The sequence below is a fragment of the Streptomyces sp. NPDC055632 genome (assembly GCF_053618675.1).
The window spans coordinates 254,566-267,718 of record NZ_JBSHHY010000001.1 but is presented as its reverse complement, the minus strand read 5'-3'; the positions used below and the strand labels follow the sequence as shown (position 1 = coordinate 267,718).

The 13,153-nt window shown below is 75.1% G+C and carries 10 protein-coding genes; 3 read left to right on the top strand and 7 right to left on the bottom strand.

The genetic code is table 11. The features are described from left to right. Window positions 1-29: 29 nt before the first annotated feature. The 5 genes from ACWGSR_RS01180 to ACWGSR_RS01160 form a co-directional block, all read right to left on the bottom strand. Window positions 30-1,337, bottom strand: a complete 1,308-nt coding sequence (locus ACWGSR_RS01180) for a condensation protein (RefSeq protein ID WP_453562823.1) — start codon at window positions 1,335-1,337, stop codon at window positions 30-32. Continuing rightward, complete coding sequence (locus ACWGSR_RS01175; RefSeq protein ID WP_453562822.1) at window positions 1,337-5,614, bottom strand: alpha-(1->3)-arabinofuranosyltransferase domain-containing protein; 4,278 nt, start codon at window positions 5,612-5,614, stop codon at window positions 1,337-1,339. The genes ACWGSR_RS01180 and ACWGSR_RS01175 overlap by 1 nt, the downstream gene beginning before the upstream one ends. Continuing rightward, window positions 5,611-6,330: a class I SAM-dependent methyltransferase gene (locus ACWGSR_RS01170; protein ID WP_376242996.1), complete on the bottom strand. Its 720-nt coding sequence runs from the start codon at window positions 6,328-6,330 to the stop codon at window positions 5,611-5,613. Before ACWGSR_RS01170 ends, ACWGSR_RS01175 begins: the two co-directional genes overlap by 4 nt. Beyond that, complete coding sequence (locus ACWGSR_RS01165; protein WP_453562820.1) at window positions 6,327-7,529, bottom strand: glycosyltransferase family 4 protein; 1,203 nt, start codon at window positions 7,527-7,529, stop codon at window positions 6,327-6,329. The genes ACWGSR_RS01170 and ACWGSR_RS01165 overlap by 4 nt, the downstream gene beginning before the upstream one ends. A gap of 352 nt (window positions 7,530-7,881) precedes the next feature. Then, window positions 7,882-8,835: a DUF3068 domain-containing protein gene (locus ACWGSR_RS01160; RefSeq protein WP_453562818.1), complete on the bottom strand. Its 954-nt coding sequence runs from the start codon at window positions 8,833-8,835 to the stop codon at window positions 7,882-7,884. Between the two features lie 177 nt (window positions 8,836-9,012). Between ACWGSR_RS01160 and ACWGSR_RS01155 the strand changes: the two genes are divergently transcribed. The 3 genes from ACWGSR_RS01155 to ACWGSR_RS01145 are packed head-to-tail and all read left to right on the top strand — an operon-like array spanning window position 9,013 to window position 11,033. Continuing rightward, a complete protein-coding gene (locus ACWGSR_RS01155) occupies window positions 9,013-9,165 on the top strand; it encodes a hypothetical protein (protein WP_167345333.1) in 153 nt (50 codons plus the stop codon). After that, window positions 9,162-10,376: a PucR family transcriptional regulator gene (locus ACWGSR_RS01150; RefSeq protein WP_376243002.1), complete on the top strand. Its 1,215-nt coding sequence runs from the start codon at window positions 9,162-9,164 to the stop codon at window positions 10,374-10,376. The genes ACWGSR_RS01155 and ACWGSR_RS01150 overlap by 4 nt, the downstream gene beginning before the upstream one ends. Window positions 10,377-10,433: 57 nt before the next feature. After that, window positions 10,434-11,033, top strand: coding sequence for a TetR/AcrR family transcriptional regulator (locus ACWGSR_RS01145; protein ID WP_376243004.1), 600 nt, complete (start codon window positions 10,434-10,436; stop codon window positions 11,031-11,033). A gap of 25 nt (window positions 11,034-11,058) precedes the next feature. On the opposite strand, the gene ACWGSR_RS01140 is transcribed toward ACWGSR_RS01145, so the two are convergent. Both ACWGSR_RS01140 and ACWGSR_RS01135 read right to left on the bottom strand, forming a co-directional pair. Then, entirely contained in the window at window positions 11,059-11,673 is a 615-nt protein-coding gene (locus ACWGSR_RS01140) for a TetR/AcrR family transcriptional regulator (RefSeq protein WP_453563099.1), read from the bottom strand. A 193-nt stretch (window positions 11,674-11,866) separates the two neighbouring features. Further along, window positions 11,867-13,111: an NADH:flavin oxidoreductase/NADH oxidase family protein gene (locus tag ACWGSR_RS01135; protein WP_453562816.1), complete on the bottom strand. Its 1,245-nt coding sequence runs from the start codon at window positions 13,109-13,111 to the stop codon at window positions 11,867-11,869. Window positions 13,112-13,153: the final 42 nt, after the last annotated feature.

Sequence of the window (13,153 nt, the reverse complement as noted above, 5' to 3'; positions counted from 1 at the left end):
CCCGCCGGACGTCACGTCGTTCGGGCCGCTCACAGTGCCTCCGCATCGGTCGTCGCGAGCCGGTCGGCGAACATCCGGCCCAGCAGGAGGCCGTCCTCGTCGCCCAGGAGCGTCCGGGACCAGCGCAGCACCAGGTGGAGCCGGCCGCCCGTCGACGCCGTGGTGAACGTCAGGCCGCGCGGCATCGCGGCCGGGGCCGACACCCAGACCGCCCCGGCCCGGCCCGCGTCGCCGAAGTCGAGCGGGTAGGGGATCCGGCCGAGGTTGCTGAGCAGCGTCGTCGATGTCCACGGGGCCGCGAGGCGCCGCACGCCCCGCGTCAGGGCGGCCCGGGCGGCGACCGGGAGGACCGGCGAGGTGAGCAGCGCGGCCCCGCGCCCCAGCGGCGGCCGGGCGAGCGCCTTGAGGGCGCGGGTGCGCCCGGCCGTGATCCGCAGCAGGGTGCCGACGTCCGTTCCCGGCTCCAGCTCGGAGGGCGCGAAGCCGACCTCCACCAGCCGGGTGCCGTTGCCGATCGGCATCGCAGGACCCCGGGTCCGGTCGTCGACGGGCATGGTGATGCGCAGCGGCCGCTCGGGCACCCCTTGTCGGCGGTTCCAGTCGGCGACCGTCAGCGCCGTGGCGGCCATGAGCTGGTCGTTGACGGTGTGCGGGGCGCCCGGAGCGCGCCGGGGCACCGGCAGTTCGGTGACCAGCATCGCGTTCCCCGGCGTGTCCCCGGGGCTCCCCGGCGCGACCCGCGCCACCGCCGCCCGCGAACCCGCCGGCCGCGGGGCGGGGCCCCCGGCCGGCGGGCGGGCCGGCGCGGCGACCGGAGGGGCGGCGGAACCGCCGTAGATCTCCGCGGCGGTCGCGACGATCCGCAGACAGGCCGGCCCGTCGAGCGCCGTGTGGTGCACGGCGAGGACCAGGACGCAGCCGTCGGTCCCCGGCTCCTCGACCACTTCGAGGCGCAGCGGCGGCGCGGAGAGCAGCGACGGGGCCACGGCCAGGGCCCGCTCCCGGGCCCGGGCGAGGGCCCCGGGCGCGCACGGCGGGAAGAGCACCACGTCGCCGTGGGGGCGGTCGGTCAGCTCCCACTCGTAGTGACGTGCGAGCGGTCCGCGCCGCCGCTCCCGCATCAGCGCCCGGGGGTGCCGGGACAGGGCCCGGTCGAACGCCTCGCGCAGGCGGTCCGGCCGGATCCGGCCCGGCAGGTGGATCTCGATGTGCACGGTGTTCGGCTCGCGCGCGTCGGCGCAGTGCCGGGCGATCTCGTCCGCGACCGGGAACGGTACGCGCGGCGGCTCGCGGTCCGGGGCCGGCCCGAAGACCTCCGCCCGCTGTCCGGCGGCCATCAGCGTCCCCCTTCCCCGGGACGTCCCGGCCGGTCGGGCGGCCACGGGCCGCCGGCGTCCCGGCCCGCCGGTCCGGACGTCCCCCACCCGTCCCGCCCGTCGGGCGCCTCCCGCTCGCCGGACGGCGGCCGGGGCGTCGTCCCGGCGCGGTGGGCGCCGCTCCGGGGGGAGTGCTCGCCGCGTACGGTGACGAGCGCCGCGAACAGGGCGACCAGGGCGAGGACCTGGGCGGCGGATCCGTACGCCCCCCGGCCCAGGGTGGTCGGTTCGCCGCTGCCGGTCAGGGCGACGATCCCGGCCCCGGTCATCGCCGCGAGGCCGAGGGGGCCGAGCAGGGCCGGACGCAGCCGGGCGACCACGGCGAGCACGGGCACGATCGCCGCGAGCGGTCCCGCGACCACCACGCCCACCAGGGTCGGCACGACCGTGCCGAGCAGCAGGCCGGGGCCGGGCGGCTCCGTCTCCGGCCCGTCCTCCGCCGGTGCGGAGTGCCGGCGGCGGCCGACGAGCGCGAGCCCGGCGAGCACCACGAGTAGCACTCCGGCGACGGCCAGCCCCGTGTCGTACAGGCGGGAGGGTTCGTACACCAGGGTCACCGAGCCGCCCGCTCCGGCGGGGACGAGCCAGGCCTGCTGCCAGCCGTCGAGGCGCAGCGGCCGCAGTTCCCGCCCGTCGAGCTCGGCCCTCCAGCCCGCGTTGTGGTTCTCGTGGAGCTGGAGGTACGAGGCCTCGCCGGCGCCCACCCGCAGGACGCGCCGGTCGCCACCGCCCGACACGGCCTCCACGGTCCTCGGGGCGGCGGCGGAGGCGGCCGGCGGCTCACCGGCCGTCAGGTCGACGCGGGTGATCGCGAGGGGGCCGGTGTCCCCGGCCTCGACGGTGCGGGTGCCGCGGTCCAGGGAGACCCGCCCGCCGTCGGCGCACAGGGACACGGCGATCGGACGGCGCTCCGTCAGGTCCCGCACCCGGCCCTCGGCCCGGGTCTCCAGGAACCGGCCGTCGACCGAGAGGACCGGGCCCTTCCCGCACGGCAGCGCGAACCCCTTCGCCGGGTCGGGCTGCGGCGCGCGGTACTTCTCCAGCGCCGGGACGTGCAGCTCGCTCAGGCCCACCGGAAGCTGCAACTGCGCGTCCGCCACCGGGTTGTGCAGGGTCAGCGGCGCGACGCGGGAGATCGTGACGTCCATCCGGTCGGTCGTGACGGGGGAGAACCGCGCGACCCCGTTCTCGTCGACCGAGGCGATCGCCGCCCCGTCGGGAGAGCCGATCCGGATCTGCTCCGGCCGACTCGCCAGACCGCCGGACGCGACGAGGACGATCTCGCCGACGGAGGTCTTCTCCGGCCAGGACAGCCGGAGCACGGGCCGGTCGCCGGAGACCCACGCCGTGGTCAGGTCGCCGTCCGTCAGGTTGCGCGGGCTCAGGTTCGTGCCGAGCCGCGCGGTCGAGTCCGCGCTCACCACGAGCCTGTCCCGCTTGCCGGTCAGTTCGAACAGCAGGTCGTCGAGCTCCTTGCCCGGTACGGGCAGGGCGGAGGCCCTGACGGTGTGCCCGCCCGGCCTGGTCGCCGTGAACTCCCGGTGCAGTCCCACCTCGGCGGGCGCGACGGACAGCCCGCCGGGATCGCTGCCGCGGTTGAGCGAGTACGCCACCGCGCCGGTGGCCCCGCTCGGCGCGTCGTCCGGCAGGCGCAGCATCCGGGTGACCCGCACGCCGGGGACGGCGATCTCGGAGAAGCCGGCGCCGGTCAGCCCGGGGCGGCCCTGCTGGGACGCGAGGACCGTCACCTTCAGCCAGGTGGCCTCGCCCTCCGGCGCGGCGACCCGCTGGGTGCTGCCGTCGGGGCGGAGCGGGCTGACCCGGCTGCCGCGGTCCGTCTCGATCCGCACCGATGTGGGCGCGGCGCGCAGCGCGCCGCCGGGCAGCGGGGTGAGGTCCAGGCTCCCGGGGACCGGGGTCGGACCGGTGAAGGCGATCCGCAGCCACTCGCCCCGGGGCGAACCGGGGGAACCCTCGGCCCAGGCGGTCTCCGGGTTGCCGTCGAAGGCGTTGACGGGGTCGTACTGGGGGAGGTGGAACAGCCAGTTGCCCACCGACGAGGCCGTCACCGACTCCGCGCCCCGCAGGACGGCGGTGGTCTGGTGGCGCACGCCGGAGACGGGCAGGATCTGGCGCGGCTCCGCCCCGGGGTCCTGGACCGCCCGTTCGGCGTTGCGCTCCTCGGCGGTGTACGTGTGGGACGTGCCGGAGTTCACCAGGCCGAACCGGGTGTCGGCGCGGCGCAGCCCGTCGCCGGCCGCGTGGAGCGCCGGGGCGTCCGCGCCGGGGTGGGCGTCGCCGGCCAGGACCGCCGGCCGGCCGGTCACGGCGCCCGATGCCGACAGGGGCAGCAGGGACTCGGGACCGCCGCTGACCACCGCCAGGTCGGACACCGGCGACATCCGGGCGGGGCCGGGACGCGGCGTGCCCGCCGGGGGCGCGTAGATCTCGACCGCGCGCTGGCGCGGATAGAGCCCCTCGACCTGCAGCGGCGTGTCGTCGGGGATGCGGCCGTCGGTCAGGAGCGGGCCGAAGCCGGTGACCCGGCGGTACCCGGAGGCCTCCAGGGCCCGCTTCACCGTCGCCGTGGGCACGTGCCCGAGCTGGTCCGGGTCGAGGTCGTTGCGCACGACGACGTGGTACAGCCCCGCCCGGGCCAGGTAGGCGGCGAGCCCGGGGACCTCGCCGCCGGTCGCCAGGGCCTGCTCGACGGCGTCCAGGGCGCGCCGGTTGCCGGGGGTGCCGAACGGCACGTAGTCGCGCTGCGCCCAGGGGGACCGGGCGAGGACGTCCAGGGGCTGGTCGATCGTCGAGCCCCAGGTGTGGATGCCGTGCGCGGTCGCCGGGACGACGAGGGCGCGGTCCTCGGGCGCGTGCTCGGCCAGCCAGTCGGCGGTGGCCTCCCAGTGCGAGGGCAGCTTCCGGAACGCCCCCGGCTGCAGGATCGTCCCGTTGAGGTACGGCCAGGCGAGGCCGGGCAGGACGAGGGCGGCGACCACGACGGGCCCGAGGCGGCGGGCCCGGGCCGACAGCGGGCGGGGGAGGCCCGTGGCGGTCAGGTGCACGAGGCCGAGGACCAGTGCGAGGGCGAGCCCCGTCTGGAACTTGTAGACGTTCCGGAACGGCACCAGCGGCCCGTCCAGCCACTCCCGCACCGTCGCGTGGAAGGGGCCGCCGAACGCGCCCCCGTACCCGGCGAGCGTGATCAGGGCGGTGACGGTGACGGTCAGCACCAGCCAGCGCCGCTCCGGCAGGTCCCGGCGGGCGAGGCCCGCCAGTCCGAGCGCCGCGGCGAGCGCCGAGCAGACCACCACGAGCGCCGACGCGACGACGGTCCAGCCGGCGGGCAGCCACGCCTCGCCGAAGTTCAGGTAGCCCACCCAGTTCCCCGCGCCGCGGAGCACCTCGGTCGCCGACATCGTCGCCGTGGTCGTCCGGGAAGTCTCCACGTACGGCATGAAGTTCTCCCCGTACGCCCCCAGGAGCAGCAGCGGGACGATCCACCAGGCCGTCGCGAGGACCACGCACGGCGTCCACCACGCGATCAGGGCCCGTTTGCGGCGCCCCGGGGGCCGGGACAGCAGGTACAGGCCGACGGGCAGCAGCGACGCCAGCGTGGACGCGGCGTTCACCCCGCCCATCAGCGGGATCAGCAGCGCGGAGCGTGCCGCGGTCAGCCGCGGGCTCGTGTCCGGGCGGGTGAGCGGCAGCAGGACCCACGGCAGCATCGCGCCGGGCAGGGCGGCGGCGGACGTGGAGCCGACGACGATCGTGAACGTCGGCCACAGCGCGTAGGCGGCCGCGCCGACGAGCCGCGGGCCGTGCGCGCCGACGCCGAGCCGTTCGGCCAGGCGCAGGGCGCCCCAGAACGCGGTGGTGACCACGATCGAGAGCCAGAGCCGTTCGGCCAGCCAGACCGGCAGCCGCACCAGGTCGGCGGCGGCGTGGAAGGGCAGCATCGGGATCACGTAGCCGATGTACTGGTCGGCGATGCCGCCGAAACCGGCCCGGTCGTGCCACAACTGGCCCAGGTCGTTCAGGAACTTCCACGGGTCGGTGACGACGCCCAGCTTGGTGTCGAACGTCATCCGGCCCGGTGAGACCGCCAGGAAGGCGAGGAGGACCGCCGCCCAGAAGCCCAGCAGCCAGCGCCGGGACGCCTTCGGCGGCGGAGCAGGCGCCGTGCCGGTCTCGGGACCGGGCGGGGCCGGCGGACGGGCGTGGAGCGTGGTGGTCATGGGCACCGCCGGAGTAGGAGGAGGAGGTTCCACGTCGCGAACTCGCGGAGCACCGGCACCCGGGTGACGGCCCCGGGGAGAACGGGCCAGTAGCGCGAGCGCGCGGAGACGATCTCGACGTCGTCCCGGTCCCTGACGCGGCGCAGGGTCGGGCCGACGCCGATCACGAACAGGTTCTCGCCCAGCCGGTGCTTGGCGGCCCGGCCGGTGCGCCGCTCGTAGCGGGCCCGCGCCCGCTCGGCGCCCAGGTAGTGCCAGGGCGCCCACTCGTGACCGCCCCACGGCGAGAGCCAGTTGGTGAACGAGACGTAGATCAGGCCGCCGGGCCGGGTGACCCGCACCAGCTCGCTGAGGAACGTGCCGGGATCGCGCACGTGCTCCAGGACGTTGGACGAGAAGCAGACGTCGGCCGTGCCGTCGGCCAGCGGCAGCAGATAGCCGTCCGCGACGACGGCCCCGGACCTCTGGCCCGGCGCCAGTTCGGCGAGGTCGGGTTCGAACAGGTAGCCGTGGGCGCCCCGGCGCCGGAACTCCCTCGTGAAGTAGCCGCGCCCGCCGCCGACGTCCAGGACGATCCTGCCGTCCAGCCGGACGTGGCGCTCGATCTGGTCGGCGGCGTCCCTCGCCAGGAGCTCGTACGCGGTGTGCGGGTCGTCCTGCTCGCGGAGGAAGGCCCGGAAGAGCGCCAGGGAACGGCGGAACGACGGATCCCTCACGTGCGCGCGCCTTCCGCCGGTCCGCCCCGGCCGCGCGGCCGGGCGCGTTCCACCGCTTCCGTCGCGATGGCGCGGAAGCGGCGCACCGTGCCGCTCCACCGGAACGCGGCGGCGTGCCGGGCCGCGGCCTCGCCCATGGCCTCCCGGCCCGGGGCGTCGAGGGCCAGCGTGCACCAGGCGGCGGCGAAGGACGACTCCCCGCGCGCCAGGACGCCGGTGACACCGTCCCGGACGGAGTCGCGCAGCCCCGGCACGTCGAACCCGACGGTCGGCGTGCCGCGCGCGCCCGCCTCGGTCACGACGAGCCCCCAGCCCTCGACGGCCGCGGGGTGCAGCAGCAGCCACGCCTCGCACAGCAGCCGGTGCTTCTCCTCCTCGGACACCTGGCCGGTGAACTCGACGCCGGCGCCCGCCAGTCGTTCGAGGCGCTCGCGCTCCGGCCCGTCGCCGATGACGACGAGCCGGCCGCCGGTCACCGGCCGGACCCGCTCCCACAGGCGCAGCAGGAGGTCGACGCGCTTGTAGTCGACGAGCCGGCCGAGCGCGACGAAGACCGGCGTCGCCGACCGGGGGGTCCGCGGCGCGGGTTCGTGGACGCCGTTGTGCACGACGCGGATCCGCTCCGGCGGCACCCCGATCGCGCGGAGCGCCTCCTCGGTGGAGGGGGACACGGCGACCAGGAGGTTGCCCCGGTGGGCCCGGGCGAGCGCCCAGTGTTCGAGCAGCCGTCCCGTACGGGCGACGGGCCGGGGGAAGCGCATCCCCCACAGGTCGGTGTGGACGTGGTTGACCAGGCACACGGTCGGGCCGTCGTGCCACAGCGGCGACAGGTAGGGCATGCCGTTGCACACCTCGACGAGCAGGTCGCACGACCCGACGTGCCGGGCGAAGGCGGACCGGGCGCCGGCGAAGTGCCCGAGCGGGCCCCCGGCGGACACGACGCGGTAGGGGCGCCGCGCCGCGGTGCCTCCGCACAGCAGCGTCACGTCGTGACCGAACCCGGTCAGTCCGGAGGCGATCTGGTCGATGAGGACTTCCGAACCCCCCGCGGCGGGATTGCCCAGGCCGCGGTGGGCGAGGAAGGCGATGCGCCGGGGCGGTTCGCTCCGGCGGGCGCGGGGCTGGACGGTCCCGACCATGGGCTGGTGGGGAGGCGGCGGAACCGGCGCGAGCAGTGGGGAAGGGACGTGCTGGGGCATGCGCGCTCCAACTCGTTCGGGAAGGCGGAAGGCGGAAGGCGGGGCGGGGGTGGGGACGAGGCCGGGCGAGGGGTGGGGACGGGGCCGGGCGAGGGCCGGGAAAGGGGCGGGGACGGGGCCGGGCGAGGGCCGGGAAAGGGGCGGGGACGGGGCCGGGGGAAAGGCCGGGACGGGGGTGGGAAGGAAGGGGAAAGGAGGGGAAAGGAGGGGAACGGAGGTGGGCAGGGGTGACCGGGGTGAGGTCGTGCTTGGTTGGGGACGTCAGTCTTCGACAGGTGATCGACGCAGGGCTACTCACCGGTATGACAACTTGGCCGCCGCTCAGACGGGGCGATGTGTCGCCAAGTGAGCGTCAGTCGCGCGCAGTTGGGGCAATTCGCCCCCGCGCCACCAGAATCCCGCCGATCAGCGCGAGCACCGCTCCGAGCACGCCCGCCCCCAGGGGAAGGGTGCTGCCGAGCAGCCGCAGCTTGCCGCCGTCCGCCGCCGCGAGCCGTACCTGCTGCCGCTGCGTGGCCTCGGTGAAGGCGAGCTTCCCGCTGTCCAGCAGTACGACGGCGTCCTTGTCGGACTCGGGCGCGCGCAGGGTCTTCCGGGGTCCGATCGCCGCGTAGAGGATCCGCCCGGTGGGCCGGTCCACGACCAGCTCGATCCCGCCGTTGGCGTACCACTCCTCGGCGAGGACCTGGGGCCGGTTCGGCAGGCCCACCAGCTTGCCCGGCACCTGGCGCACACCGGTGCGGGTGGGCGGGACGCTGCCGGTGAAGCGCAGCCCCTCGTGCCCCTGCACCGTGCCGGGACCCTCGTAGCGGAGCGGTACGACGGCGCCGAGCGTGCCGTCCCACCAGCGGTGGTCGCGCTTCTCGACGTCGAAGGGGAACTTCAGGTAGGCCTCGCCGTCGAAGACGGGCGACTCGCCGCAGCAGTGCGCCGGCTCGTTCGTGCGCCGGTCCGTCACCCACCGCTCCAGGGTCCACTGGAGGGAGTCCCGGGTGTCGGAGGCCGGCAGCGTGGCGTCGATGTCCACCGACGTGGACACGTCCCACACGGCGTTCCCGCTCCTCGCGCCCTCGGCGACGTCGCCGCGGACCTGCCGCGTGATGGTGAGGGGCTGTTCGCGCACCGTCCTGAGCCGCTTGGTGTCGAAATAGCTGCCGGTGCCGGTGAAGACGGTCGTCGTGTCGACGTCGAGCGGAGTGCGCTTGGCCTCCAGCAGGACGTGGCTCGTCAGCAGCGGCGCGAGGACCAGCAGGAAAACCCCTGCTCCGAGCAGGATCAGGGACAATGGTGAAGCGGTACGGCGCATCCGGGACTCCTGGTGGGGACAACTCGCACGGAGACGCACGGACCTCAGGACCCGGTCAAGCCCTTGTGGCCGATGACGCTAGGCAGCACTTGACGAGATGTCAATGTCCTGCTGACACTGTCCGTCGGCTGTGGGGGCCGGGGTGGGGCGTCTCCAACGAGGAGCTGACCCGACACAATGAGCAGACTGATCGCCGCAACGGGAACCGTCGTGATTGCCGCGGTGCTCGCCGTGGGCGCCGCCTTCGGGATCGTGGCCGTGCTCGACGCCGTACCCGAGCAGCCGAACGTGCCGCTGGTCACCTATGACACGGCCCCGGCGAGCCGATGACCCGACTCGTCTGGGGCGACGTCCCCCAACCGAAGGTGGACCGGTTCGCCGCCATCGTGCTGTCCGAGTCGGCGGACCTGGCGGGGGAGATCCTCCGCGCGATCCGCTACGACTTCCCCCGGCAGCGCCCCGTGGAGGCCGGGTCCGGCGAGCCGAAGTCCCTCGTCGGCATCCGGCGCGCCATCGAGGGCTTCGTCCAGCAGCTCCTGTCCGGGGAGGCCGACCCGCGCGTGCCCGACGAGGTCTTCCAGGAGTTCGGCCGCGTGGAGGGTCTGAAAGGACGCAGCCTCGACTCGCTCCAGGCCGTCTACCGCCTCGGCGTCCGGCTCGCCTGGCGGCGGTTCGCCGAGATCGGCCAGCAGGTCGACATCGCGGCGCCCGCCATGTACGAACTCGCCGAGGCCGGCTTCAAGTACCTGGACGGCCTGGTCGAGCAGTCGGTGCGCGGCTACGCCGAGGCGGCGGCCCGGCAGGAGGGCGAGCGGCTGCGCCTCCAGCGGAGGCTGATCGACCGGCTGCTGTCGGGCCGGCACTCCGACCCCGCCCAGGCCCTCGGGGAGCGCGCCGCCCGCATCGGCTGGGAGCTGCCGGAGACCGTCGCGATAGGCGTGCTGATCCGGCCCGCCCGCGAGGCCGTCGCCCCCGCGCTCGGCCGGGGCGTCCTCCTCGACATGGAGAGCGAACAGCCCCGCGTGGTCGTCCCCGACCCGGACGTCGCCGGCCGTGCCGACCACGTCCGCCGGGCCACGGCCGGCTGGTCCGGCGCGATCGGGCCGACGGTGCCGATCGCCGCCGCCGTGGAGTCCTTGCGCTGGGCGGAGACCGCCGTCCGGCTGATCGAGGACGGCCTCCTGCCCCACGGCGGACTGCACCACTGCACGGACCGGGTGGAGGAACTGCTCCTGCTGCCCTCCCAGGAGCTCATCGACGCGGCGGCCGCACGCTGCCTGACCCCCCTGAACGACGTCGCCCCCGCCCAGGCGAGACGTCTCGCCGACACGCTGCTCGCCTGGATCGAGACCTCCGGCGGGGCCCCGGAGGTCGCCCACCGCCTGGGCGTGCACCCCCAGACGGCCCGCTACCGCCTGCGGCAGATCCGCGAACTGTGGGGCGACGTGCTCGACGACCCCGACCGCCGGTTCGAGATGCTCCTGGTGCTCCGGTCCCGGCGCCTGCGCCGCGAACCCTTCGGCGGCGACGAGCAGGGGTAGGCGGGGCCCGTCACCACGCCTTGTCGAGCATTGCCCAGCGGCCCAGGGGGGGTGACCGTGACCGCGAGGACCGCGCCGACCCGTGTGCGGCTGAAGCCGGAGGAACGCCGGGCGCAGCTGATCGACATCGGACTGCGCCTGCTCACCACCCGTCCCATCCACGAGATGTCCGTCGACGAGGTGGCCGCCGAGGCCGGCATCTCCCGGGGTCTGCTCTTCCACTACTTCCCGAGCAAGCGCGACTACTACGTCGCCGTGGTCCGGGCGGGCGGCCGCCGGCTGCTGACGCACGCGGAGGCGCCGGAGGAGGGCACGCCGACGGAGCGGGTCCGGGGGATCGTCGACGGCTTCGTCTCCTTCGTACAGCGCCGCAGGAGCAACTACGTGGCCGTCGTACGGGCCGCGGCGGGCGGCGACGAACTGGTCCTGGAGGTCTTCGAGGAGAACCGCGAGGTGCTGACCGGCCGCGTACTGGAGGCCGCTGGCGTCCACGCGCCCGCGCCCCTGCACCGGCTCGCCGTGCGGGGCCGGCTGGCCATGGCCGAGGAGATGGCCGTCGGCGCCACCGACGAGGTCGTCACCGGGGCCGAACTCGTCGACCTGCTCGTGGACGGCCTGGAGCGGATCATGGAGCGGTTCGCCGCGGACCACCGCTGACACCGTTCTGGAACGGTGCCGAGGGTCAGGCGGGCGTCCGCGCGGCCTCCGCGGTCCGGGACATCGCCGGGGAGGCGTGGAACAGGGCGTGGACGGCGCCGTCGACCTGGGCGGCGACCACCTCGGGCGTGGAGGTGTCGAGCTTGCCGTCGAGGTGCAGGAAGGCGAGCCCGTGGACGAGGGCCCACACCGTGGTCGACAGGGCGTCCGCGTCCACGTCGGGGAAGGTGGCGCGCACGATCCCGTGGACGTACGCGGAGATGGCGGCGGTCGCGGCGACCCGCTCCTCGCTCGTCGGGTCGCAGGGCTCGGCGAACATCGCCCGGAACAGGGCGGGGTGGTCCAGCGCGAACCGCACGTAGGCGACGGCCACCGCGGCGAGTTCGTCGGGCGTCGAGGGCGCGGGATGGGCCTCGGCCAGGTGCTCGGCCAGTTCGCGGTACCCCTCGGCGGCCACGGCGGAGACGAGCGCGTCGCGGTCGGCGTAGTGGCGGTAGGGAGCGGTGGCCGACACCCCGGCCCGCCGGGCGACCGCGCGCAGCGAGAGTCCCGCGCTGCCGTCCTCCTCCAGGAGTTCGCGCGCGGCGCGCAGGCAGGCGGCGCGCAGGTCGCCGTGGTGGTAGGTGCCGGGCTGGGGCATGGATCGCACGTCCTCAATGTCCATGGTGATCACATCTTCTCCCTAATGTGAACGCCGTATACATCCTAGGTGATCGCGAGGGAAGAGGAAAGAAGAGGAAACCGGGCCACCGTCGGGTCGTACCCGCCGCTGCCCCGGCCGTCCCTGCCGTCCCTCCCGACCCCGCCGCCCCTGTTTCCGCGGGCGGATCGGCTCAGGCCGCGCCCCGGGGCTCGGCCAGCCACGTGCGGTAACTCCGCAGGGCCTTGCGCTGCTTGAGCTGTTCGGAGACCAGGGCGACCACCGGGTGGATGCCGGGCCTGGTGCCGCTGCCCCGGGCGAGGCGGCGCATCTGGTGGCGGACCTGGGCCATGCTCGCGGCGGAGGCGAGGGCCTTGTCGGACCAGTTCACCGGCCGCATGGGGCGGTCGGCCTCGCGGCTCCGGTGCCAGCGGTCGGGCAGGTCGGGGGTGACGGCGAGGGCGGTGCCCATGCCGATGACCGCCACGCCGCTGTCGAGGACCCGCTCCGCCGTCGCGCGCTTGGTGATGCCGCCGGTGAGCATCAGGGGCAGCGGGCTCGTCCCGACGAGGTCCTCGGCCAGGTCGAGGAAGTACGCCTCGCGCGCCTGCGTACGGGTGTCGGTGGAGCGGCCGGTCATGGCCGGGCTCTCGTAGCTGCCGCCGGAGAGCTCGACCAGGTCGACGCCGAGGGGTTCGAGCATCCCGATGACCTGGCGGGCGTCGTCGGCGTCGAAGCCGCCGCGCTGGAAGTCGGCGGAGTTGAGCTTCACCGCCACGGCGAAGGAGGGGGAGACGGAGGCCCGGACCGCGCGGACGATGTCGAGCAGCATCCGGGCGCGGTTCTCCAGGGACCCGCCCCACCGGTCGGTGCGCTTGTTGACCAGGGGGGAGAGGAACTGCGACAGCAGGTAGCCGTGGGCGGCGTGGACCTCGACGCCGTCGAAACCGGCCTCTTCGGCGCGTCGCGCGGTCACGGCGTACCGCGTGACGGTCTCCTCGATCTGCCGCGGGGTCATGGCGGTCGGGCGGCCGAAGCGTCCGCTGTGCCTGCCCAGGCTGACGCCGATGTCGGACGGGCCCCACACCACGCCGGGCATGTCGGAGGCCACCTGGCGGCCGGGGTGGTTGATCTGCATCCACACCGCGCCGCCCCCGGACTTGGCGGCCTTCGCCCACGCGGTGAACGGCGCCAGCGGGGCGTGCTCGTCGAGCACGACGCCGGCGGGGCCGGTCAGCGCCTCGGCGTGGACCATGACGTTGCCGGTGATCAGCAGCCCGGTGCCGCCGGCGGCCCAGCCCCGGTACAGCGTGAACAGCTGCTCGTCGGGGAGCTGGCCGTCACCGGCCATGTTCTCCTCCATGGCCGCCTTGGCGATCCGGTTCTTCAGCACCTGCCCGGAGCGCAGGGGCAGCGGTGAGAACAGCTCGCCGGTCATGTGGGTTCTCTCTTCCGTCGTGATCGTTCGATCGCCTGTGAT

Coding starts and splice junctions, on each gene's coding strand:
- ACWGSR_RS01180 (WP_453562823.1), bottom strand. CDS start 1,337: ATGGCCGCCGGACAGCGGGCGGAGGTCTTCGGGCCGGCCCCGGACCGC.
- ACWGSR_RS01175 (WP_453562822.1), bottom strand. CDS start 5,614: ATGACCACCACGCTCCACGCCCGTCCGCCGGCCCCGCCCGGTCCCGAG.
- ACWGSR_RS01165 (WP_453562820.1), bottom strand. CDS start 7,529: ATGCCCCAGCACGTCCCTTCCCCACTGCTCGCGCCGGTTCCGCCGCCT.
- ACWGSR_RS01160 (WP_453562818.1), bottom strand. CDS start 8,835: ATGCGCCGTACCGCTTCACCATTGTCCCTGATCCTGCTCGGAGCAGGG.
- ACWGSR_RS01155 (WP_167345333.1), top strand. CDS start 9,013: ATGAGCAGACTGATCGCCGCAACGGGAACCGTCGTGATTGCCGCGGTG.
- ACWGSR_RS01150 (WP_376243002.1), top strand. CDS start 9,162: ATGACCCGACTCGTCTGGGGCGACGTCCCCCAACCGAAGGTGGACCGG.
- ACWGSR_RS01140 (WP_453563099.1), bottom strand. CDS start 11,673: ATGCCCCAGCCCGGCACCTACCACCACGGCGACCTGCGCGCCGCCTGC.
- ACWGSR_RS01135 (WP_453562816.1), bottom strand. CDS start 13,111: ATGACCGGCGAGCTGTTCTCACCGCTGCCCCTGCGCTCCGGGCAGGTG.